The sequence below is a fragment of the Novosphingobium pokkalii genome (genome assembly GCF_014652855.1).
Lineage (GTDB): Bacteria > Pseudomonadota > Alphaproteobacteria > Sphingomonadales > Sphingomonadaceae > Novosphingobium > Novosphingobium pokkalii.
The window spans coordinates 218,049-241,955 of record NZ_BMZP01000002.1 but is presented as its reverse complement, the minus strand read 5'-3'; the positions used below and the strand labels follow the sequence as shown (position 1 = coordinate 241,955).

The following is a 23,907-nucleotide window of genomic DNA, read 5'->3' as shown; positions in this document are numbered from 1 at the left end:
TCCCTCGGTCTGGTGGCGGTGCCCTATCGCAAGAGTTCGGCCAGCGCGGCAAAGGCGCCGGTGGCCGCTGGTGGCGCCGGTCTTGGCGCGGCGGTGGCCCCCTTGCCTTTCGCTGCCAGACTTTTTGTGGGCGCCACGGCAGCAGGCCGGGGCGGGCGCCATTGCCACAGCGGCGGCGCGGGCGGGCCAGCCTGCCCTTCGGCCAGCGCGCGCGGCACGGCGGCGCGGAACCCTGCCTGGCGCAGCAGCGCGGCATAGCTGGCGGTGGTCAGGCCCATCGAGCGGGCCAGCGCCGGATCGAGCACGAAGCGACGGCTCCGATAGCCTTGGCGCACGCCATGGGCCGCGTGGAGCAGCTTTTCGGCCATGTCCACGCGCAAGACCTGGCTGCCGGCACGGCGATAGCCCAGGGGCACCGTCTTTCCGGCGAGCACCGGGGCAAGACCGCTTGGCGGAGTCACCGGCGCAAGGCCCCACACCCTGGCCAGCGTGGCCCAGGCCGCAAGCGGCGCGCTGCGCAGCGCGGCGGGCACGAACACGTCGAGCGCGCCCACCTGGATGCCCAGCTTGCGCGCCATGGCGCGTTGCGCCGGGCTCAGGTCGTCAAGTCGCGCCGCCTCGCGCGCCAACACGCCGCCGCCTTCCACCAGATGAAGCGCCAGCGCGCGCAGTTCGGCGCCGGCGGCGGGATCGCGCGCCGCCTCGGCCAGGCGGCGCAAGGGGCGTAGCGGCGCCGCCAGGGCCTGTTCCAGCCACTGCGCCAGCGCGGCCTGAACCTTGTCGCGCTCGGCTGGCGCCAGGCGTTCCAGCGCGGGCTCCAGCGCGATCCGGGGTTCTAGCAGGCCGCGGCCCTTGGCCAGGCCCGCCACGGCAAGGCCGCGCCACGTCACCTGTCCCTCGGCCAGGGCGAGATCGCGGCCGCTGGCGGCGTCGGCCACCAGCTCGGCCAGGCGACCGGCGAGCAGGCCGGGCAAGTGCCGCTCGGCCGCTGCCAGCAGCAGCTTGCGATCGGCCGCGCGCGCCAGCGGATCGACCACGAAGCGGAAGCCATCGAGATGGCCGATCGGTTCGTCGTCCACCAGCACGGCCCCGCCCTCGCCCAGCCGCACCGGCAACAGCGAGGCGTCGGCGCCAGCCTTGCGCATCAGCACGGTGGTGCGGCGGTTGACGAAGCGTTCGGTCAGGCGGCCGTGCAGGGCATCGGACAGGCGCGTTTCCACCGCGCGGGCGCGGGCCGACATTTCATCACGCGCCAAGACCCAGTCGGGCCGCTGGGCGATATAGGACCAACTGCGAATCGCCGCGATGCGCCCTTGCAGCGTGTCGATATCGCCCGAGGGATTGTCGAGCTGGGCAATCGCCTGGGCGACATAGTCCGCGCCGAGATAGCCGCCGCGCAGATCCTGCCACAGCCGCGCCACGAAGCGCGCGTGGGTTTCCGATCCCTGCTGGCGGAAATCGGGCAGCGAGCAGACATGCCAGAACCGCTCCACGCTGCGCGCCCCGCGCAAGGTGGCCGCCACGTCCGGATCCTCGGCCAGGCGGCGCAACACGGCGAGGTCGATCGCTTCGGGTGGCGTGGTCAGTTCCGGCCGGGGTGGCGGGCTTTCCAGATCGGCGATCAGCGTGGCCAGCGAATCGAAGCGCGGCTCCGCTTCGCGCCAGAACAGGCGGGTCAGCGGCGGGAAGCGATGCTCTTCGATGGCATAGACTTCCTCGTCGGTGAATTCCGGGTCGCGCCCGCCTGTGCCCGCAAGCGTGCCAAAGGTGCCATCCTTGTGATGACGCCCGGCGCGTCCAGCGATCTGGGCCATTTCCGCCGTGGTCAGCCGGCGATGGCGATGCCCGTCGTATTTGGAAAGGCCGGCAAAGGCGACATGCTCGACATCGAGATTGAGGCCCATGCCCACGGCATCGGTCGCCACGAGGTAATCGACCTCGCCCGACTGGTACATCGCCACCTGGGCGTTGCGCGTCTGCGGGCTGAGCACCCCCATGACCACCGCCGCGCCGCCGCGAAAGCGCCGCAGCATTTCGGCCATGACATAGACCTGCTCGGCCGAAAACGCGACGATCGCGCTGCGCGGGGGAATGCGGCTGAGCTTCTTGGCGCCGACATGGCTGAGCGTGGAAAAGCGCGGGCGGGTGATGATCTCCGCCTCGGGCACCAAGGCTTTCACCATCGGTTCCAGCGTGGCCGAGCCAAGCAGCATGGTTTCCTCGCGCCCGCGCGCATGGAGCAGGCGATCGGTGAAGATGTGGCCGCGTTCGGGATCGGCGGAAAGCTGCGCTTCATCGAGCGCGACAAAGGCCAGGTCGGGCCGGGCCGGCATGGCTTCGGTGGTGCACAGCAGCCAGCGCGCGCCCTTGGGCTCGATTCGCTCCTCGCCGGTGATCAGCGCGACCTGGGCCGGGCCCTTGATCGCGCAGACCCGGTCATAGACCTCGCGCGCCAGCAGGCGCAGGGGAAAGCCGATCGCCCCGGAGGAATGGGCGCAGAGCCGCTCGATCGCAAGATGGGTCTTGCCGGTGTTGGTGGGGCCAAGCACGGCCTTGATCGTGCCGCCGGCCGCCGCTCTGCCAGTGGACAGACGATTCGCCGACGAGGTCACTCGCGGAGAGGCGGGCGCGCGGTTGGCCATGAACCTGAATGTGGCGGGCGCAGCATGCACATGCAAGAAGGCGCCGCGGAATTATCCCCGGCGCCCTGCAAGCATCTGGCTTGTCGTTTCAGCGGGCCGGACGAGCCAGCCCGGCGCGATCAAGCGTCGTAATCGGCGCCCAGCGAGGTGTTGCGCACCGGCGCGGCGGCCGTGATGCGCAGCGCTTCGGCCGACTGCGACAGCGAGCCGATTTCATCGACTTCATCGTCGTCGTCAGGCAGCACGCGCTGGAGCGACTGGATCAGGTTTTCCTTGAGGATGGTGGGGCGCACCGTCTCGTCGGCGATTTCGCGCAGCGCCACCACGGGGTTCTTGTCGCGGTCGCGATCGACGGTGAGTTCGGCACCGCCCGAGATCGCGCGGGCGCGCTCGGCGGCCAGCAGGACCAGATCGAAACGGTTGGGAACCTTGTCGACGCAATCTTCGACGGTAACGCGCGCCATGGGCACTCCGGAAAATGGAAATGATCGGGGAGAGGGTGCAGCTAGGCAAGCGCGACCGAAAAGTCAAGGAACTTGGCCGGGCACATGCGCCATCGCGGGCATGGCACCCTGCGCGCCCGCCTTCGCCCGGTGGCCGCCCGGCGCCGTTTTCAGGCAATTTTTGCCGGTATACCGCAAATTAGGGTAACGCAAAGGCAAGACTTGCCCGATAAGAGAAGCCATACCGGGACCGTGTGCACCCGGCCAAGGGGAAATTGCACGCCATTGGAGAAGAGGGCTGTGGCCCAGCGCAACGATCTGCCCGAGGAACCCGGGCAAGACACCGCCGCTTCCCCCACCGGTGCCGAACTGCGCGCCGCGCCGCGCTTCACCCTGTTGATCCGTGCGGCCAAGCTGATCGTCGATGGCCGCGAATTCCTCTGCATCCTGCGCGATGCCTCGGCCACCGGCGTGAAGATCCGCCTGTTCACGCCGATCCCCGAGCACAAGAGCCTGGCGATCGAGCTGGGCACCGGCGAGCGCCACGAGGCGCGCCTGGTGTGGACCACGGGCGATCACGCCGGCTTGCAATTCCTGGAAGAGATCGACGTCCAGCGCCTGCTCGACGAGCGCGAGGGGCCTTATCCCCGCCGCCAGGTGCGCCTGCGCCTGGTGCTCGATGCCGTGCTCCATTCCGGCGGCGAGAACGTCCACGTGCAGTTCCACGACATTTCGCAGCAGGGCGCCTGCATCGAATGCGAAAAGTGGCTGATGGTGCACGAGCTGGTCCGGCTCGATACCGGGGTGATGGAACCGCTCTATGCCAAAGTGCGCTGGCGCAACCATCCCCGCTATGGCCTGGTCTTTGAACAGACCTTCAAGCTTGACGAGCTGGCGCGCATTTCCGCGCCGCTGCAACTGGGCCAGGCCCTGACCGAAGCTGCGCGCCAGGCCGCTCGTCAGGCCGGCCGGCCCGGCAAGGGGCAGCCCGGTTGACCGGCGGCGCGGGGGTCGCCCCTCGCGCAAAACCCTTAGAGCCTCGGCAAGATACGCTTAACGTTAACTGTCCCTTATCCATTTTCCTGCATTCCGATTCCATCAGCGAGACCGCTTGGACGGGGGCATGTGATGGTTAACGGGATGGGCACTTCGGGGGATGAAGGCCGTCAATACGATGTCGACGTGGCGATCATCGGCGCGGGGCCGGCCGGCCTGACCGCCGGCTATCTGCTCACCAAGCAGGGCCTTTCGGTGGCGATCATCGAGAAGGACACGCGCTATGTCGGCGGCATCAGCCGCACGGTGGAGCACGAAGGCTATCGCTTCGACATCGGTGGCCACCGCTTCTTTTCCAAGTCCCAGGCCGTGGTCGACCTGTGGAACGAGATCCTGCCCGACGATTTCATCCAGCGCCCGCGGATGAGCCGGATCTATTACGAGGGCAAGTTCTATTCCTATCCGCTGCGCGCGTTCGAGGCGCTGTTCAACCTCGGCGTGCTGCGCTCCACCCTGTGCATGGCCAGCTACGTGAAAGCCAAGGCTTTCCCCAAGAAGACCGTGCGCAGCTTCGAGGATTGGACCACCAACCAGTTCGGGCAAAAGCTCTATTCGATCTTCTTCAAGACCTATACCGAAAAGGTCTGGGGCATGCCCTGCAACGAGATGAGCGCCGACTGGGCCGCGCAGCGCATCAAGGGCCTGTCGCTTGGCGCCGCCGTGCTCGACGGGTTCAAGCGCAGCCTGGGGCTCAACAAGAAGCCCAACGACGGCATGCAGACCAAGACGCTGCTGGAAACCTTCCGCTATCCGCGCCTCGGGCCGGGCATGATGTGGGAAGCCGCGCGTGACAAGATTCTGGCCAAGGGCGGCCATATCCTGATGGGCCAGGCGATGAAGCAACTGGCGGCCGATGGCCAGGGCGGCTGGCGGCTGAGCGCCACCGGCGCCGATGGCGGGGAAACCCTGATCCGCGCCCGCCATGCCATCTCCTCGGCGCCGATGCGCGAGCTGGCGGCGCGGATGCACCCGCTGCCGCAGACCACGATCGAGGCCAACGAACTGAAGTATCGCGACTTCCTGACCGTGGCGCTCAAGATCCGCTCGGAAGACCTGTTCCCCGACAACTGGATCTACATCCACGACAGCAAGGTCAAGGTTGGCCGCATCCAGAACTTCCGCTCGTGGTCGCCCGAAATGGTGCCCGATGACAGCGTTGCTTGCGTGGGCCTGGAATACTTCTGCTTTGAAGGCGATGATCTCTGGGCATCGAGCGACGATGACCTGATCGCGCTGGCCACCCGCGAAATGCAGATCCTCGGGCTGGTCCAGCCCGACCAGGTGATCGGCGGCGTCGTCGTGCGCCAGGAAAAGGCCTATCCGGTCTATGACGATACCTATGCCGCCAATGTCGCCGCCATGCGTGCCGAACTGGAAGCGGCCTATCCCACCCTGCACCTGGTGGGTCGCAACGGCATGCACCGCTACAACAACCAGGACCACGCAATGATGACCGCGATGCTCACGGTGGAAAACATCGTGGCCGAGCGTCGGCTCTACGACACTTGGTGCGTCAACGAAGACGCCGAATATCACGAAGCAGGGGCCGAAGGCGCCGAGGCCGGCCTGCCCAGCACGCGCCCGGTCACGCCCGACCAGGCCGCCGCGCTGGCTTCGGTGCGCGCCGTGCCGGAACGCATCGCTGCGGCGCCGGATCGCCGCGCTGCCTGAGCATTTCGCGAACCGGATCGATTTATCCTTTTGCCGAGAGGCGTTAGACGGCAATGATGGCCATGGTCGTGCCCCTGTTCCACCGTTTGGGCCAGCTCACGCTGGTGCGCTATGTCCTTGCCAGCGTGGGGGCGCTGGCGGTGGACATGGGCAGTTTCCTGGCGCTGCTGGCGCTGGGCGTGCCGGCCATGGCGGCTTCGGCGCTGGGCTATGCCCTGGGCATCGTGGCGCACTGGCTGCTGTCCAGCCGCGCGGTCTTTGCCGAAACCGTTGCTGCGTCCGGCCCGGCGCGGCGGCGGCAGCAGGCGCTGTTCGTGGGCTCGGCGCTGGTCGGCCTGGCGATCACCACGCTGGTGGTGGGCGGCCTGGTGCGTCTGGGGCTTGATCCGCGCGGCGCCAAGGTGCTGGCCATCGGCCTGAGCTTTGCCGCCACCTGGGTGCTGCGCAAGCAGGTGGTGTTCCGCTGATGGCGATGCTGGCTCCGGCGCACACCGAGCGCGTTTCTTCCGCTGCCGAAGCTGCCGCGCCGCCACCTGGGGCCATGCCCGCCGCGCCGCTGCGCTGGTGGATGGTGCTGGGCATCTGGGCGCTGATCGTAGGGCTGCAACTGCTGATCTTTGCGCGCGACATTCCCGCGCTGCGCATGGGCGATCCCGACGACGTGCTGCGCCTGGTCCAGGTGCGCGATCTGCTGGCCGGGCAAGGCTGGTTCGATCTGCACCAGTATCGCATCATGGCGCCAGAAGGCGTGCTGATGCACTGGTCGCGCCTGGTCGACCTGCCGATCGCGGCCACGATCGTGGCGCTGCGCCCGCTGCTGGGCACTGCCAACGCCGAAATCGCCGCAGCGGTGATCGTTCCGGCGCTGACCGTGCTGTGCACGCTGGCCCTGGCGATGCACGCGGCCAATCGCCTGTTCGGCCGCGACACGGCCGTGGCGGCCGGGATCATCGTCGGGCTTTCGGGCATCGTGCTGCACCAGATGCAGCCCTTGCGCATCGATCACCATGGCTGGCAGATCGTCTCTGCGCTGGGCGCCGTGGTCGGGCTGCATGCGCGCGATCCGCGCCGTGGTGGCTGGGTGCTCGGCCTGGCGCTCGCGGCCGGGCTGACTGTTTCGCTCGAAGGCCTGCCGCTTACCGCGCTGTTCATCGGCGTGGTCGGCTTGCGTGCGGTGATCGACGGGCAGTGGCAGCGGCCGGGCCATGCGGCGGCAGCGCTGGCGCTCGGCACGGCCGGCCTGTTCCTGGCCTGCCGGGGCCTGGGTGACCTCGTTGAGCATTGCGATGCCGTCTCGCCGATGCACATGGCCGCGCTCGGCTGGGTGGCGCTATGCGGCGCTGGCCTGACCCAGTGGCGTCCATCCCGGCGCCCCTCCTCGCGCCTGCTGGCCCTGGCTGTGCTGGCCTTGGCCGCTGGCGGCGCGGCCGCGATCGTGGCTCTGGCCGCGCCGCAATGTGCCAATGGCGCGTTCGGCGGCATCGATCCCTATGTCAAGAGCCACTGGCTGGACAATGTGCGCGAAGGGCGCCCGATCTGGGAAACCACGCTGCACAATGCCATCGCGCTGATCGGCGCGGTGCCGCTGGGGCTGTGGGCCTGCTGGCGCCTGATCCAGAGCGCGCCCTCCCTGCCGGAGCGGCTGCGCTGGATGCAGCACGCCCTCGTCCTGCTCGGCGCCGTGGCGGTTGGCGCCATGGTCAGCCGGGCGATGGCCACGGCGGTGGGCGTCGCCATCCTTCCGGCGGCCTGGCAAGTGCGGCAATGGCGCCTGGCGGCCGTGGCGCAGACCAGTTCCGCACGTCGCATGGGCATCAACGTGCTGATGCTGCTGGCGGTGCTGCCGATCCTGCCGGTCGCGCTGGGCGAGACGGCCTGGGCCAAGCTGGGCCATCCGCCGGCCGATCGCGACCCGGCCATGGGCAGCCTGCGCGGATGCGATTTCCGACGTGGCCTGGGTACGCTGGCGGCGATGCCGGCCACCGATATTTTCGCGCCGGTCGATATCGGCCCCGATATCCTGCTGCGCACGCACCAGCGCGTGGTGGCCACCGGCCATCACCGCGCCGCTGCGGCGATCAGCGATGTCATGCACGCCTTCCTGGCCGATCCCGAGGCGGCGCGCGCCTATGTGCGCAAGCGCCACGCCACGCTGGTGGTGGTCTGCACCACGGCCCCGGAAATGCGCATCTACAGCCGGCAAGCGCCGCATGGTCTGGCGGCCGCCCTGCTGGCGGGCACGCCACCGGCCTGGCTGCGCCCGTTCCCACTGGCCAGCGCAGGCCAGGAGCAAACCCATATCGCCGCCTGGCAGGTGGTTGACCCGCGCTGAAAAACAGAGGGATTTATATACATGAGAGACCCATTGGCTTGGGGCCGTTAGACGCCTATATGTAAGGTGGCGAAGCGGAGAAAGCCAGTGCTCACAACATTCAACAGTATGCTCGAAATGATGCGGGAAGCACCTGATGAGCAATCCGCGATTGACCACTTCACCGCAATCCGCTGGAAAAACGGGGCATTTTGCCCACACTGTAATTCAGACCGCATTTATTGCTTCTCTGACCAACGCACCCACAAGTGTGGTCATTGTCGCAAGCGCTTCTCTATCCGTGTAGGCACCATTTTTGAGGACAGTAAATTGCCGCTTCGCACGTGGCTTTTGGCAATCTGGCTCATCACCAGCCACAAGAAGGGAATCGCCAGTACGCAGTTGGCAAAGGACTTGGGGATCACCCAAAAATCAGCATGGTTCGTTCTACACCGCCTGCGCTACGCTGCGCAAACGCGCTCATTCAACCGCCCGCTCAGCGGCGAAGTTGAAGCAGACGAAACCTTCATCGGCGGTGAGCAAATGAACAAGCACTCTTGGCAGCGTACCGGTGGTAAGCAGAGCGGCAAATGAAAGATTGCCGTTCTTGGAATGCTAGAGGGAGAAAGTGAACTGCGTACTGGCATTACCCCACGCCTAGGTCCGCGCAATATCCAATCAGCAAGCTGCGAAAATGTCGCGCCTGGCACCGCTGTCATGACCGACGAGCAAACTTCGTTAGTCGGGCGTGGTGACGCCTATTTTGATATCCGGGTTAGCCATAGTGCGGGCTAATATGTCCGTAAATATTGCCTTCGCACCAGTGGTATTAAAAACGTGCGGACGTCGTTAAAGTGCCAAATCGTCGGCACGCACCATTGGCTTTCATCCAAGCACCTAGGTCAGTGTCTTGGCGAAATGACATGGCGCTTTAGCCGCCGTGATGCTGATGAGGGGGCAGGGGTTAATCTGTTGCTTGATCAAGTAGCAGGACGGCTCACTCACTAGGAATTGATCGAATGACAGGAGCCACTCGCAATCCACCGTTCGGACTCGACTTATCCTTTGACGAAGCGCTCGCTCGTTTCATACAGACTGATAGAAACGAAGCGCTCGCGGCCGAGGTGGCCGACGGACGTTCAATAAGGGGATCATCCTTGCTTACTTGGCAAAAGAGTCTTTCGACGACGGATGCACAGCAGCCAACCAAGGGCGGAATCGTGCCATATCTACGCCTAACCAGCGGAAATATCTCGACCGGTATCTTTCAGACGTGGTTCCGACAGACCCTGTTCGCCAACGCGGCTTGGCAGCCAGGGCAGTTTAACGGCAAGCCGGTTGAAGAGGCGCACATTCCTCTTAATGTGACCATTCAAGGCATCTACCTCGGTATGGTGTTGTTTAAGGTCACCCATGACAGCACCCGTCAGGATAACAACGACGCGCCGAATACATGGCTGCACTGGCCAGATCAGATTGCAACCATCCTTCACAATAACAATTTTTCTGGTCATGTCGTAACGGTCACGCGCGATAACGCGGGGGTGTTCAGCCTTACGATCCAGTGAGAGCAAGCTGTCGCCCCATCGCCCAGTCTATCGCCTTGCGATGCTCGCGGGCTGGGCTGGTGGGGCTTACCTTGATCGCGCAGCCGGGCACTTGTGATAGCCGCTGTGCCGCCACGTCAATTAGATCGACTGCGCCGTTGCGGAACAGTTGCACATCCTCGTTTAGCTCGATGCCGATGGCGTTGCGGCCCTCCATCGCGGCGGCAACAAGAAAACTTCCCGATCCGAAAGCATTGTCCATTACCACGTCGCCTGGCTCGGTATAGGTGCGGATCAGATAGCGGCCCAAGCCAACCGGCTTTTGGGTGGCATGGAACACCGTACCCTCGCTCTCGGCAGTCTTATGATAGATCACATCCGTGGGGTAACGTCCACCCTCGCTCTTGATACGCGCGGGTTTGAAATCGCCGTAGGAGCCAGTTAGTTGGTTCTTGCGGACACCCTTATCGTAGGCCTCACCCGCGCCCATCTGCGGCTGATACTTAGGTTGGCGCGGGTAGAAGATGCAGATGTCCTCATGCTTGCGTAGGGGCTGTTTTTTCGCGTTCAGGAAGTTGGTTGGCTTAGATTTTTCCCAGACCAACTTGTATTTGAACCACGGCTCGTTGCTCATCATGAGTCGCGCTGTGAACGGCCCTTGACCGGTAAGAGCGATCACTCCCTGCGGAGCCAGAATGCGTTCGTACTCGGCCCAGAGTTGGTCGAGGGGAATGACGCTGTCCCAGTTGTTCTGGGTCGTGCCATAGGGCAAATCACACAAGATCATGTTGATGCTGCGGTCAGGGACCACCTTCAACGCCGCGAGGCAATCAGCCTGAATGAGCGAAACTCTTGACATGACACGTCTCCTTGATGGGCAAAGAGCATCGCATATTTGTCTTGTCAAAATGTAACTTGTTCTGAGAAAAAGGGAAATTCTAAATACCGATAAACTCAGGCATCTTTCTGCAAATTAGGTCACTCATGTATATAGGCCTCAAAATCAGCGCGGGTTCAGGCGCCTTCGCGGGCGATTTCGCGCCAGCCGATGTCGCGCCGGCAGAAGCCATCGGCAAAGTCCAGCGCATCCACCGCCGCATAGGCCGCATCGCGCGCCGCGCGCACGCTCTTGCCCCGCGCCGTCACGTTGAGCACGCGGCCCCCGTTCGACACCAGCCCACCATCGGCACCCAGCGCGGTGCCGGCATGGAACACCTTGGCCCCGGCCGCCTCCGCAGCGGCGATGCCATGAATGGAGCCGCCCTTTTTCGGCGTGCCGGGATAGCCCTGCGCCGCCATCACCACGGTCAGCGCCGGATCGGCGCTGAAACGCGGCGGCTGGACCGAGGACAGGCGGTTTTCCGCGCAGGCCAGCAGCAGTTCGACCAGGTCGGTTTCCAGCCGCAGCATCAGCACCTGGCATTCCGGATCGCCAAAGCGGGCGTTGTATTCGATCAGTTGCGGGCCTTTGGCGGTCAGCATCAACCCGGCATAGAGCACGCCGGAATAGGGCGTGCCGGCATCCTGCATGGCCTTGACCGTGGGCACGATGATCTGCGCCATGGCCTGGGCTTCCAGCGCCGGGGTCAGCACGCGGGCCGGGCTATAGGCGCCCATGCCGCCGGTGTTGGGGCCGGTATCGCCATCGCCCACGCGCTTGTGATCCTGGGCCGAAGCGAGCGGCAGCACGGTGGCCCCATCAGTCAGGGCAAAGAAGCTGGCTTCTTCCCCTTCGAGGAATTCCTCGATCACCACTTCCGCGCCGGCTTCGCCGAACTGGCCGTCGAACATGTCGTCCACGGCGGCGCGGGCTTCGTCCATGGTCATCGCCACGACCACGCCCTTGCCGGCGGCCAGGCCATCGGCCTTGATCACCACCGGCGCGCCGAACGTGTCGAGCGCTGCATGCGCGGCGGTGGCGCTGGTGGCGCGCACATAGCCGGCGGTGGGAATGTTGGCGCGGGCGCACAAGTCCTTGGTAAAGCCCTTCGACCCTTCGAGCTGGGCAGCAGCCTTGCTCGGCCCGAACACCGGGATGCCTTCGCCGCGCAGCGAATCCGCCAGGCCATCGACCAGCGGGGCTTCCGGCCCGATCACCACCAGGCCGATGCGCTGCTCGGCGCAAAAGGCGATGACGGCGGCATGATCGGTGGCGTCGAGCGCCACCAATTGCGCGTCCTGCGCGATGCCGGGATTGCCGGGCGCCGCATAGAGCTTGCTGCACAGCGGGGATTGGGCCAATTTCCAGGCCAGGGCATGTTCGCGCCCGCCCGAACCCAACAACAGGATATGCATGGCCTTCCCTTCCGCGCCCTATGACGACGATGACTTTCGCAAGGACGGGCTCCTAGCGAGCGAACGCGCCGGCGACAACGCCCCGGCCCTGTCGATTTCCGAGATTTCTGCCCAGCTCAAGCGCACGGTGGAGGATCGGTTCGGCTTCGTGCGCGTGCGCGGCGAGCTTTCGGGGGTGAAGCGCGCGGCTTCGGGCCACCTCTACATGGCGCTGAAAGACGAAGGCGCGCGGCTGGATGGCGTGATGTGGCGCGGCAATGCGCAGCGTCTGGGTTTCCTGCCCGAAGACGGCGTGGAAGTGATCGCCACCGGCAAACTGACGACCTATCCCGGCCGCTCCAACTACCAGATCGTGGTCGATCGCATGGAGATCGCCGGCGAAGGCGCGCTGCTCGCCCTTTTGGCGAAGACCAAGGCCCGGCTGGAGGCTGAGGGGCTGTTCGATCGCGCGCGCAAGCGGGCGCTGCCGTTCCTGCCGCGCGTGATCGGAGTGGTGACGTCACCCACCGGCGCGGTGATCCGCGACATTCTCCACCGCCTGTCCGATCGCTTTCCCAGCCATGTCGTGGTCTGGCCGGTGCTGGTCCAGGGCCAGGGCGCGGCGGCGCAAGTGGCCGCAGCGGTGCGCGGCTTTTCCGATCTGGCGCCGGGCGGCCCGGTGCCCCGGCCCGACGTCGTGATCGTGGCGCGCGGCGGCGGTTCGATCGAAGACCTGTGGAGCTTCAACGAGGAAGAAGTGGTGCGCGCGATTGCCGCCAGCACGATTCCCGTGATCAGCGCCGTGGGGCACGAAACCGACACCACCCTGGCCGATTTCGCGGCAGACCTGCGCGCCCCCACGCCCACCGCCGCTGCCGAACTGGTGGTGCCGGTGCGCGCGGAACTGGCCGCGCAGGTCCACGATCTCCAGGCCCGGCGGGGCCGCGCATTGGCCCGGCTGCTGGCCCATGCGCGCGAGCGGCTGGAGGTGCGCAGCCAGCGCCTGCCCACCGCGCAGGCCCTGCTCAGCCCGCAAAGCCAGCGGCTGGACGATCTGTCCGACCGCCTGCGCCGCGCCCTGGTCCACCGCACCGAGATTGCCGCCGGGGTGCTTGCCCGCCACGGCGGCGCGCTGCGTCCGGCCTTGCTGACCCAGCGGCTGGGGCGCGAGCGGGAGCGGTTGGCCGCCCAGCGCCTGCGGCCCGAGGCGCTGTTGCAGCGCATCGAACACGCGCGCGGCCGGGTCGAGGCGCTCGACCGCCTGCGCCGCTCGCTCGATCCCGAGGCGCCGTTGCAGCGCGGCTATGTGCTCGTCACCGATCGCGATGGCCACGTGGTCAAGGATCGCGCCACGGCCGCCGCGCGTGTGGCGCTGACGCTCAAGTTCGCCGATGGTCCGCTCGATGTCACGACGGGCCAAGGGCCGGTTCCGACCGTGTCGGCGGCCCCGCCCCGCCCGGCAGCCCGGCCGCGCGGCGCGACGGACAGCGTCCAGCCCAAGCTGCTGTGATTTGCCAAGGCGGGCGGCAGGGCGTAAAACCACGGTCATGTTGATGTCTCCCACCGGCCGCCTCGCGCGCCTGCAATACCTGCCCGGAACGTTTCGCCAGCTTTCGGCGGGCGATCATGTGATCTGCGCCGTCAGCGGCGTGCCGATCCCGCTCGATGCGCTGCGCTATTGGAGTGCGGAGTTGCAGGAAGCCTATGCCACCCCGGAAATCGCCACGCGGCGGCTGCTGGGCCAAGGGAACTGACATGCCGGGCCTGACCCGCCGGGCTGTTCTGGCCGGCGGGATCGGAGCGCTGGCCCTGCCCCTGGGCGCGAGAGCACAAGCCGAATGGCCGTCAAAGCTGTCGCAGGGTGGCTGGCTGCGGGGCCTGGCCCCGCCGGGCACCGTGGCGGTGGACCTCGACGGGGTGCCGTTGTCGCTGGCCCCGGACCGGCGCTTCTTCGCCGGCTTTGATCGCGACGCGCCCCCGATGGCGACTCTCACTCTGACCGACACCAGCGGCGCGCGCAGCGCAGTGCCGCTCGCCATCGCGCCGCGCGACTGGCAGATCGAGCGGGTGGATGCGCCGCTGCGCCCGCCCGGCGTGCCCGACGCGGAATTTCTCGCCCGACGCGCCCAGGAACGCGCGCAGATCGAGGCCGCGCGGGCGCGCCGCACGGAGGCTCAGGGCTGGCGGCAAACCATGGTGCGCCCGGCACCCGGCCGCTTTTCCGGCCGGTTTGGATCGCAGCGCATCTATCGCGGCCAGCCCGGCGCCTATCACGGCGGGCTGGACATGGCTTCGCCCGCCGGCACACCGTTCGTGGCACCCGCCGATGGTGTCGTCGTGCTGGCCGCGCCCGCGCCGTTCACGCTGGAAGGGCGGCTGCTGATGCTCGATCACGGCATGGGCCTGGGCAGCGCCTTTCTGCATTGCAGCACGCATCTGGTGCGCGAAGGTGACACCGTGGCGCAAGGCCAGCCGATCGGCACCGTTGGCATGACCGGCCGCGCCACCGGCCCACATCTGCACTGGGCGCTGGCCTGGCAGGTGGGCGACCGGCTGCGCCGGCTCGATCCCCTGCTGTTCCTCGCCTGAAATATCGCGAGGCAACCCGCCTTGCCCAGCGGCGAATGTCCGAGACATGCTGCATCTCGTCTCACCTGAAATCTTCGATGGTTTCATACGAAAGCGTCTGTTACGCGCGGGGACGTAATATTTCGCAATTAAACCTATAAATTTCATTCATTTGCGAATACTGTTGTCGCATTGTCACACAGGTGAAGCCATTTATTTTGGCTTTGCACAATGCACTTCCACGACAGCCGAAATCTCACAACAAACCGCGCCATCGATCCCGCCATTCGTGGAACTGGGCTGTGGTGCGCATCGTCGCAAAACAGCGCTGGAGTGTCGGGATTGCCGCTCTCGGCCGGTGCTTCGCGATGATGTTGCGGGGCACCGGCCTCAAAAGGGACAGTGATCGTGACCAAGACCCCCTCGTCGATCTATTATGCCGGCGCCGCCAGCCTGGCCATGGCGCTGGCTTCGCTCGCCAGCCCTGCTCTGGCGCAGGATGCCCCCGCTGCCTTGCCCACCACGCCTTCGGCCGATGTCGGTACCGTTGCCCCTGCCGACACCGGCAGCGAGATCGTGGTGACCGGTTCGCGCATTGAACGCCCCGACCTAGCCGCATCGAGCCCGGTCTCGGTGATCAGCGCGGACACGCTCAAGACCGTCAACACTGTTACGGTCGAGCAGATCCTGGCCGTGAACCCGCAGTTCGCCGCCGGGCTTAACGGCGCCAGCAACAACCCCGGCGATGGCTCGGCCACGCTCGACCTGCGCGGCTTGGGTTCCAAGCGCACGCTGGTGCTGGTCAACGGCAAGCGCCTGCCGGTCTACGACGCTTCGGGTTCGGTCGACGTCAACCAGATCCCCACCGCGCTGATCAAGAACGTCCAGGTCCTCACCGGCGGCGCTTCGGCGGTCTACGGGTCCGACGCCATCTCGGGCGTGGTCAACTTTGTGCTCGACGACAAGTTCACCGGCCTCAAGGCCGATGGCGGCGCCCAGGTTACCGGCTATGGCGATGGCGCCCAGTATGATGCCAGCCTGGTCGGCGGCTTCAATATCGGCGATCGCGGCCACCTGGTGCTGTCGACCAACTATTCCAAGCGCGAGGGCGTGAAGTATGCCGCGCGTAGCTTCTCCAACCGGACGCTCTGCTCCGACGACCTGACGGAAACCTGCGGCTCGTCGAACACCACGCCGACCGCATTCGACATTCCCGGCGCGACGCGCCAGCAGGTGACTGCTTCGGGCGGCCTCACCAGCGATGTCGCGGGCTACAATTACAACCCGGTCAACTATGCGCAGACCCCGTTCGAGCGCTGGGGTGGCATGGCGCTGTGGAACTATGACGTGAGCGACCACGTCGAGCTTTATGGCTGGGGTTCGTACCAGCACATCAAGACGGTGCAGACGCTCGCTCCCACGGCGACGGCGGGCTATCAGTTCAACATCTATTCGGACAACCCCTATCTGTCCGACGCGGAACGCACCGCGTTCTTCGACACGACCGCCAACCCCGATCTCCAGATCAACTCCGACGGTAGCTCCACGATCGGCATCCGCCGCCGCATTACCGAAACCGAAGGCCGCGTGGAACAGCACACCACCACCACCTGGCAGGCGCTGATGGGCCTGCGCGGCGATTTCTTCGATACCGGGTTCAAGTTCGATACCTCGGTGCAATATGCCCAGGTGCACAAGCACACCCTGCTCGAAAACGATCTGTCCTACACCAACCTGACCAACGCGATCGACGCGGTGTCCGACGGTAACGGTGGCGTTGAATGCCGCAGTGCCGCAGCGCGGGCTGCTGGCTGCGTGCCGATCGATGTGTTCTCGGTCAATGGCATCACCAGCAATGCGCTGTCCTACGTGTTGCAAAACGCCACGCAGGACGATCGCACCACGCAGTTCGTGGCCGAAGGCGACTTGTCGGGCGACCTGAAGTTCCTGCAAAGCCCGTTTGCCTCCGCGCCCGCCGCGCTGGCCGTCGGGGCAACCTATCGCCGCGAAACTGCCGACACCCGGGTGAGCGACAACTATGCTTCGGGCGACCTGATCTATTACGGCCAGGGCTTCAACATCCCGAACAAGAGCTATAACGTCAAGGAAGCCTACGCCGAGTTCAAGATGCCGCTGGTGCAGGACAAGCCCGGCATCCAGGCGCTCGATATCGAAGCTGGCTACCGCTATGCCGACTATTCCATCGCTGGCGGCGTTTCGGCGTACAAGTTCGGCGGTGACTATGCGCCGGTGGCAGGCCTCCGCTTCCGGGCCAACTTCCAGCGCTCGGTGCGCGCACCCAACCTTTACGAACTGTACCTGCCAACCACGGCGGGCACCGGCAACCTCCAGACCGATCCCTGCGCGGGCGCCAATGTTGCCGCTTCGATCCAGACGCTGTGCATCGCGCAAGGGGCCACGCAAAGCGAGCTGAACAAGGGCTTGATCCCCCAGCCGACCGCTGGCCAGGTCAATGCCTATTACGGCGGCAACGTTGATTTGAAGCCGGAAAAGTCTAACACCATTACGGTCGGTATGGTCGTCGAACCTCGCCGCGTGCCGGGTCTGTCGGCCACGCTGGACTATTACGACATCAAGATCGCCAATGCGATCACCTACAACTCGGCCACCACCGTGGTGAACCAGTGCTTTGCTTCGGGCGATGTCAACAACGTCTATTGCAAGATGATCCACCGCAGCACGGTCGACGGTTCGCTCAGCGGCGATACGTCGGTCGGTGTCGAAACGCTCTATGCCAACGTGGCAGTGATCCGCACGCGCGGCCTCGATGTCGGGCTGAACTATCATCGGGGCCCGCAATCCGGGTTCCACTACGGGTTCAACTTCGCCGGTACCTATGTGATCAAGAACTACTCGGTGATCGCTGGCGAAACCTATGAATGCGCCGGCAAGTTCGGCGCCCAGTGCGATACGCCCACGCCCAAGTGGAAGCATGTCGCCACGCTCAATGTCGGTTGGAAGAATCTCGATCTCACCACCCGCTGGCGCCTGATCGGTGCGGTGAAGGAAGACGAATACACCGATATCGAGAAGAGCCACATCCCGGCCTACAACTACTTCGACGAAACCGCGAATATCCGCGTCAACGACAAGTACACCTTCTCGCTCGGCATGCTGAACGTGTTCAACACCAAGCCGCCGATCGTCGGCGACACCAGCGGGGCCACCTCGGTGGCGGGCAGCACGTTCGCGACTGTCTACGACGTGATGGGGCGCACGTTCTTCGCGCGCGTGTCCGCCAGCTTCTGATCGAGCGCCCGGCAGAGCCGGTCCCGGCCTACCGGGGCTGACTGCCGCCAGCATCACATTCTGGGGGCAGGGTCATCGACCCTGCCCCTTTTTTGCGTGTGCGCCCTGTTCCAGCCCGATGCGCAGAGCAAAAGTCCGACACAGTTGAAACGAAATGTGGCTTTGGTGCCGCTTGGATTTGCATAAATTTCACACTGTTTGGTCAGCAGTCCTGCTTATGTTGCGTCGTTGCAACATAGCTGAAACGTTTTGAATCCGGGCGAGAGAACCTGCTTTCAATTGCGACAAAAAATCTCGCACAAGACGGGATCGGTCCCGGCTTTCGTGGAACGCTGCATGGTCCTGCGCTTGTGTGGGGGGTGCAATGGAAAGCCGGGATTGTCGCTCCTGGCAGCCCGCCTGGTCGGCTGCCATCAGAAGGGACTGAACAGTGACCAAGATCAAGACCACCGCCTATCGCGTCGGTGCTGCTGGCTTCGTGCTTGCCATCGCCTCGCTGGCCGCGCCTGCCTTTGCGCAGGATGCCGCCCCCGCCGATGCCGCGCCCGAGGGCCAGACCATCGTCGTCACCGGTTCGCGCATTGCGCGCCCCGACCTGACCAGCACCAGCCCGCTCAATGTTGTCACCGCCAGCGATATCGCGATGAAGGGCGGCTCTGCCAACATTGAAAACGTGCTGAACGATCTCCCGCAGATCACCCCGACCACCAGCAGCGCGTCGAACAACCCCGGCGGCGGTGTCGCCACCGTCAACATGCGCAACCTCGGCTCGCAGCGCACGCTCGTGCTCGTCGATGGTCGTCGCTACATGTCGTACGACGTCAGCCAGACGGTCGACCTCAACACCATTCCTTCGGCGCTGATCGAAGGCGTGGACGTGGTCACCGGCGGTCAGTCGGCGGTCTATGGTTCTGACGCCATTGCCGGCGTGGTGAACTTCCGCCTCAAGCGCAACTTCTCCGGCGTCCAGCTCAACAGCAGCTACAACCTCACCAGCAAGGGTGATGGCGCCATCTTCGACGTGAACGGCACGATCGGTGGCAACTTCAACGACAGCCGCGGCAACGTCGTGCTCTATGTCGGCTACACCAAGCGCAAGGGCGTGTTCGCCGCCGCGCGTGACTTCTCGAAGAACGCGCTGGTCGACAACGGCGAAGGCGGTTTCACGTTCGGTGGTTCGGGCTCCGTGCCGCAGGGCCGCGTCAACATTCCGGGCCTTGGCGCTGCCACCGGCCTGGGCTGCGACAGCCAAGACTTCGCCGGCAGCGTGAACTCGTGCTACGTCGGCGCCACCGATGCCTACAACTATGCACCGGTGAACTACCTGCAAGTTCCGCAGGAACGCTACATGGTCGCCGCGATGGCGCACTATGAAATCGACGAACACTTCGAGCCCTACCTTGAAGCCCAGTTCGTCAACAACCGCGTGTCTGCACAGCTCGCGCCGACGCCGATCAGCCAGGGCACGCCCTATGGCGATGGCACCATCGGCAGCATCAACCTGGACGTGAACTCGACGTTCTTCACGCCTGCGTTCCGCACGGCTCTGCAATCGCTGGACACCAACGGCGACGGCTACGTTACCGCGCCTTCGTGGGCGTATCGTACGCTCCAGCTCGGGCCGCGCATCAACAAGGATGACCGTAGCGCCTACCGCTTCGTCGCCGGCATGAAGGGCGATATCGGCGCTGGCTTCAGCTACGATGGCTACTACATGTATGCCCACACCAAGAACACCCAGCGCCAGTCGGGCAACGTTGCGATCGACAAGTTCATCAATGCGGTGACCACCACCACGGTTGGCGGCCAGACGGTTTGCGCCAGCGAAGCCGCGCGTGCAGCCGGTTGCGTCGCAGCCAACATCTTTGGCCTCAACAACCTGAGCCAGGCGGCCGTCGACTATCTGGGCATCACCGCCACCAACGTGGAAACCTACACCACGCAGGTTGCCTCATTCGCGGTGACCAACAACAATCTGTTCGATCTCGGTGCCGGCGGCGTGGGCCTCGCGTTCGGTGCGGAATGGCGCAAGGAAGAAGGCTCGGTCGAACCCGATACCTATCTCGCCTCGGGTAACGTGGCCGGCTTCAACCCCGGCAATCCGACCTCGGGCAGCTATTCGGTTCGCGAGTTCTTCGGCGAAGTCAACGTTCCGCTGCTGCGTGACCAGGTCATCCACCGCCTCGATCTGAACGGTGCGGCCCGCGCTTCGCATTACTCCAACGCGCCGGGCAACGTGTTCACCTGGGCGGCGGGCGTTGAACTGGCTCCCGTGCAGGACATCACGTTCCGTGCGCAGTACCAGAAGGCCGTGCGCGGCCCGAGCGTCAACGAACTGTACCTCGGCAACACCGTCAGCTTCGACGGCAACGCCGACCAGTGCGGCACCGCTGCGGCCACCGTGGCTGGCAGCGCGCTCAATGCGATCTGCGTTGCGCAGTTCAACAAGGCTGGCGCACCGCTGAGCAACATCGGCAACTCGGCGATCCAGGATCCGAACCTGGTGAATCCGCTGCGTCGTGTTGGCGGTAACGCCAACCTGCGGGAAGAAACGGCCAACACCTACACCATCGGCGTGGTGTTCCAGCCGACCTTCGCGCCGCGCTTCTCGGCAACGGTCGATTACTACAACATCAAGATCAAGAACTTCATCACCAGCGGCGTGGGTACCGATGCCATCGGTACGCTGTGCTTCGACAAGGGCATCCAGTCCTATTGCGACGCCATCACCCGCAACGCGCTTGGCGAAATCGACCAGTTCAAGGACGGTTACGTCAACAGCGGTGGTCTGAAGACCTCGGGCATCGACGTGAAGGCCAACTACGTGCTGCCGCTGGGCAATGCCTTGGGCACCAGCACCAAGCTCGTCTTCGCCTTCGACGGTACCCGCCTGATCAAGTATGACTTCACCAAGGTCATCGGTCTGGATCTGGTCTATCACTGCGCCGGTGCCTTCGGTGCCAACTGCGGCGTGCCCACCCCCAAGTGGCGCCACACCCTGCGCGCCACGCTGGCGACCCCGAAGATCGAGCTTTCGGGCATGTGGCGCTTCATCGGCGCTTCGAACGACGATGATCCGACGACCACGTATGCGTCGGAACACTTCGGCAGCGTCAGCTACTTCGACCTGGCGGCTTCGGCCAAGGTCAACAAGACCTTCACGCTTCGTGGTGGTGTGACCAACCTGTTCGACAAGACCCCGCCGCTCGCTGCCAGCACGCAGAACGGTGGTAACGGCGAACAGACCAACACCTTCCCGACCCTCTACGACGTTCTCGGCCGCCGCTTCTTCGTGAGCGCGACGATGAACTTCTGATCGGTCAGAAGTCGTTGATTGACGGAAAGGGCTCGGTCGAAAGACCGGGCCCTTTCTGTTTGCAGGGAGGTGATGCATCGCTTGGGCTGCCAGGGTCATGCTGCCCAAGGAATGCCAGCCCGGCCCTAGCCATGATTCTATCAGCTTGGCGATCCTGAGGCCGCATGCTGGGCAAACGCCATAGGGGCGCTCATCCCTGCCCAGATTGGCAACAACGCGCACCCATGCGCGCATAAAGAAAGCGCAGAAGCGACCGTCGCTTCTGCGCTTTCTTTATATTCCCGCCAGGGGCGAAACCTCGGCCGCGGTGCAGCCGGGCCGCGATACCTTACCGGTAGAACACGTGCCCTTCGATGCGGGCCACTTTGGTGCGGCCCTTCATCGGGCTGCTTACCGCGTGGAAGAACAGCGCGCCGGGAACCGGATTGTCGCCTTGGCCGTTGATGACCTGCGTGGCGATGGCAACGGCTTCGCGCCATTGGTCAGTGTCGCGCGGCGGGTTGTAGGCGTCTACGTCGAAGAACTGGCCGGGCTGGCGCACCACGGCGCAGGGCTTGGTGGCAAAGCGCGGGTCCTGGGTGCGGGCCTTGATCACCTGGGCCACGGCGGCGCGGCCGCGACGGGGCTGGTTGCCGGCTTCGTGAACGATGACCTTGGCCATGCATTCCACCTGGGCTTGGTCGACAGGTGCAGTGGTGGGCGCCAGAGTGGCGGCGTCAGCGGGCGATTCGGCCTCGGTCTGCTGGGCCGTGTCGGGGGCCAGAGCGGGCAGCGTGATCGCGGACTGGGAAAGAGGCTGGTTGGCCGCAACGGCGGGTGCGGACATTTGCAGCGCGGCCAGAACGGCGGCTGCGGAAAGAACACAAGCTATTTTGCCGATGGTACTTTTGGACATTCCTGGGCATCACACGGGCGCAAGGTCGCCAGGTCACACACGCGATAAAAACCCAAATCGAAAAGCGTGTGCGGGCTTCCCCACGTCTCGCCACCAGCAAGGGCCCCGGGCCCGGATTGACCCCTCCCCCCGGCTGGTCGGCTGAACGAAGGCGCCCCCCGTGGCCGCTGCGGCGCTCTGTGTCAATCATGTTGCGCCCATGCGCCGGGTGTCTGCGCCAGTCTGCGCGCGCCATTCATCGACGATTCAAGCCCGGAACGAACCGGCGCAGGCAAGGGCACCGTCCCCCTGCCGCGAGGTTTCCGTCATGCCTGCCATCCCTGCCGCCTACCGCTGGCTGGCCGATCTGCACCCCCTGCCCCGCATGATGCGTGAAGGATTGGCCCTGCTCGACACCGCCGAAGTACCCGGCCCGGCCAGCAATCCCGCGATCCTGCAATGGGCCGCCGAACTGGGCGGCGACATCGCCCGCGCCTATCGCGCCGACAGCACCGCCTGGTGCGGCCTGTTCGTGGCGCTGGTGGCGCAGCGGGCTGGCAAGCCGGTTCCCCCCGCGCCGCTCTGGGCGCTCAACTGGGCCAGGTTCGGCACCGGCGTGGCGCAGCCGATGCTGGGCGACGTGCTGGTGTTTCACCGCAGCGGCGGCGGCCACGTCGGGTTCTGCGTGGCGCAGGACGAAGCCGCCTATCACGTGCTCGGCGGCAACCAGGGCGATCGCGTCAGCATTGCCCGCATTGCCCGCCACCGCCTCTATGCCGCACGCCGGCCCGATTACCGGATCACGCCATCCACGGTGCGCGCCTATGCCGTGGCCGAAGGCGGCGCGCTCTGCACCAACGAAGCCTGAACAACGGGGCCTGAAGGCGGACAAACTGTCCCGTTGCCCCCTGGCGGTCATCGGCCTAACCATGGCGGCATGATCGCCAGCTATCCCCAAGCCCGCCTGCGTCGCACCCGTGCCACTGCCTGGAGCCGCGCCCTGCACCGTGAGGTGCTGATCACTCCGGCCGATCTGATCTGGCCATTGTTCGTGACCGAAGGCAGCGGCGTGGAGCAGCCGATCGCCTCGCTGCCCGGCGTGTCGCGCTGGTCGGTCGATGGCATCGTGGCGCGGGCGCGCGAGGCGGTGGACCTGGGCATTCCCTGCCTGGCGCTGTTTCCCAACACGCAGGCCGAGCGGCGCAGCGACGACGGGCGCGAGGCGCTCAATCCCGACAACCTGATGTGCCGCGCGATCAAGGCGATCCGCGATGCCTGCGGCGATGCCATCGGCATTCTCACCGACGTGGCGCTCGATCCCTATACCAGCCACGGCCAGGACGGGCTGGTCAACACCGCCGGCTATGTTGAGAACGACGCCACGGTGGACGTGCTGGTGGGGCAAAGCCTCAACCAGGCGGCCGCCGGTGCCGACATCATCGCCCCGTCCGACATGATGGACGGCCGCGTCGGCGCGATCCGCGACGCGCTGGAGCGCGACGGGCATGCCAATGTCCAGATCATGTCCTATGCCGCCAAATATGCCTCGGCCTTCTATGGCCCGTTCCGCGATGCGGTGGGCTCGCGCGGGTTGCTGAAGGGCGACAAGAAGACCTACCAGATGGACCCCGGCAATGCCGAGGAAGCGCTGCGCGAGGTGGAACTGGACCTGGCCGAAGGCGCCGACAGCGTGATGGTCAAGCCCGGCCTGCCTTATCTCGACATTGCCGTGCGCGTGAAGGAAGCCTTTGGCGTGCCGGTCTTCGCCTATCAGGTGAGCGGCGAATACGCGATGATCGAGGCCGCCGTGGCCGCTGGCGCGGGCGAACGCGATGCCCTGGTGCTGGAAACCCTGCTGGCGTTCAAACGCGCGGGCTGCTCGGGCGTGCTGACCTATCATGCCGCGCATGCCGCGCGGTTGCTGGGGGCCTGAGG

At 65.4% G+C, this 23,907-nt stretch carries 18 protein-coding genes; 13 read left to right on the top strand and 5 right to left on the bottom strand.

What is annotated here, in order from left to right; genetic code table 11:
• Positions 1-23: 23 nt before the first annotated feature.
• Both IE191_RS03055 and rpoZ read right to left on the bottom strand, forming a co-directional pair.
• Positions 24-2,642: a helicase-related protein gene (locus IE191_RS03055; RefSeq protein WP_191322870.1), complete on the bottom strand. Its 2,619-nt coding sequence runs from the start codon at positions 2,640-2,642 to the stop codon at positions 24-26.
• A gap of 119 nt (positions 2,643-2,761) precedes the next feature.
• Positions 2,762-3,106, bottom strand: coding sequence for a DNA-directed RNA polymerase subunit omega (gene rpoZ, locus IE191_RS03050; RefSeq protein WP_191322869.1), 345 nt, complete (start codon positions 3,104-3,106; stop codon positions 2,762-2,764).
• Positions 3,107-3,385: 279 nt separating this feature from the next.
• Here rpoZ and IE191_RS03045 point away from each other — a divergent pair, with 279 nt between their 5' ends.
• The 6 genes from IE191_RS03045 (at position 3,386) to IE191_RS03020 (ending at position 9,691) form a co-directional block, all read left to right on the top strand.
• Positions 3,386-4,081 (top strand): PilZ domain-containing protein, encoded by a 696-nt coding sequence (locus IE191_RS03045; RefSeq protein ID WP_229815069.1) that lies wholly within the window; start codon positions 3,386-3,388, stop codon positions 4,079-4,081.
• A 132-nt stretch (positions 4,082-4,213) separates the two neighbouring features.
• Positions 4,214-5,812, top strand: a complete 1,599-nt coding sequence (locus IE191_RS03040; RefSeq protein ID WP_229815068.1) for an NAD(P)/FAD-dependent oxidoreductase — start codon at positions 4,214-4,216, stop codon at positions 5,810-5,812.
• Positions 5,813-5,874: 62 nt separating this feature from the next.
• Positions 5,875-6,279, top strand: coding sequence for a GtrA family protein (locus IE191_RS03035; RefSeq protein ID WP_308432868.1), 405 nt, complete (start codon positions 5,875-5,877; stop codon positions 6,277-6,279).
• Positions 6,279-8,144, top strand: coding sequence for a hypothetical protein (locus tag IE191_RS03030; protein WP_191322866.1), 1,866 nt, complete (start codon positions 6,279-6,281; stop codon positions 8,142-8,144). The genes IE191_RS03035 and IE191_RS03030 overlap by 1 nt, the downstream gene beginning before the upstream one ends.
• Before the next feature lie 108 nt (positions 8,145-8,252).
• Positions 8,253-8,717 carry an IS1595 family transposase gene (locus IE191_RS20985; protein WP_229815067.1) on the top strand — a complete coding sequence of 155 codons (465 nt, stop codon included), beginning with the start codon at positions 8,253-8,255 and terminating at the stop codon, positions 8,715-8,717.
• A 425-nt stretch (positions 8,718-9,142) separates the two neighbouring features.
• Complete coding sequence (locus IE191_RS03020; RefSeq protein ID WP_191322865.1) at positions 9,143-9,691, top strand: hypothetical protein; 549 nt, start codon at positions 9,143-9,145, stop codon at positions 9,689-9,691.
• Here IE191_RS03020 and IE191_RS03015 read toward each other — a convergent pair.
• Together IE191_RS03015 and purD are read right to left on the bottom strand one after the other, a co-directional pair.
• A complete protein-coding gene (locus tag IE191_RS03015) occupies positions 9,678-10,529 on the bottom strand; it encodes a DNA-methyltransferase (RefSeq protein ID WP_191322864.1) in 852 nt (283 codons plus the stop codon). The genes IE191_RS03020 and IE191_RS03015 overlap by 14 nt on opposite strands.
• Positions 10,530-10,684: 155 nt before the next feature.
• Entirely contained in the window at positions 10,685-11,965 is a 1,281-nt protein-coding gene (purD, locus tag IE191_RS03010) for a phosphoribosylamine--glycine ligase (RefSeq protein ID WP_191322863.1), read from the bottom strand.
• Between purD and xseA the strand changes: the two genes are divergently transcribed.
• From xseA to IE191_RS02985, 5 genes are all read left to right on the top strand, one after another.
• Positions 11,964-13,454: an exodeoxyribonuclease VII large subunit gene (xseA, locus tag IE191_RS03005; RefSeq protein WP_191322862.1), complete on the top strand. Its 1,491-nt coding sequence runs from the start codon at positions 11,964-11,966 to the stop codon at positions 13,452-13,454. The genes purD and xseA overlap by 2 nt on opposite strands.
• Positions 13,455-13,491: 37 nt before the next feature.
• Positions 13,492-13,698, top strand: a complete 207-nt coding sequence (locus IE191_RS03000; protein WP_191322861.1) for a DUF2093 domain-containing protein — start codon at positions 13,492-13,494, stop codon at positions 13,696-13,698.
• Position 13,699: 1 nt separating this feature from the next.
• Complete coding sequence (locus IE191_RS02995; protein ID WP_191322860.1) at positions 13,700-14,533, top strand: M23 family metallopeptidase; 834 nt, start codon at positions 13,700-13,702, stop codon at positions 14,531-14,533.
• Between the two features lie 387 nt (positions 14,534-14,920).
• A complete protein-coding gene (locus IE191_RS02990) occupies positions 14,921-17,782 on the top strand; it encodes a TonB-dependent receptor (protein WP_229815066.1) in 2,862 nt (953 codons plus the stop codon).
• A 430-nt stretch (positions 17,783-18,212) separates the two neighbouring features.
• Positions 18,213-21,098, top strand: a complete 2,886-nt coding sequence (locus IE191_RS02985; RefSeq protein WP_191322859.1) for a TonB-dependent receptor domain-containing protein — start codon at positions 18,213-18,215, stop codon at positions 21,096-21,098.
• 328 nt (positions 21,099-21,426) lie between these two features.
• On the opposite strand, the gene IE191_RS02980 is transcribed toward IE191_RS02985, so the two are convergent.
• Positions 21,427-21,924: a cell wall hydrolase gene (locus tag IE191_RS02980; RefSeq protein ID WP_191322858.1), complete on the bottom strand. Its 498-nt coding sequence runs from the start codon at positions 21,922-21,924 to the stop codon at positions 21,427-21,429.
• Positions 21,925-22,300: 376 nt separating this feature from the next.
• Between IE191_RS02980 and IE191_RS02975 the strand changes: the two genes are divergently transcribed.
• Both IE191_RS02975 and hemB read left to right on the top strand, forming a co-directional pair.
• Entirely contained in the window at positions 22,301-22,840 is a 540-nt protein-coding gene (locus IE191_RS02975) for a TIGR02594 family protein (protein ID WP_191322857.1), read from the top strand.
• 69 nt (positions 22,841-22,909) lie between these two features.
• Entirely contained in the window at positions 22,910-23,905 is a 996-nt protein-coding gene (gene hemB / locus IE191_RS02970; RefSeq protein WP_191322856.1) for a porphobilinogen synthase, read from the top strand.
• Positions 23,906-23,907: the final 2 nt, after the last annotated feature.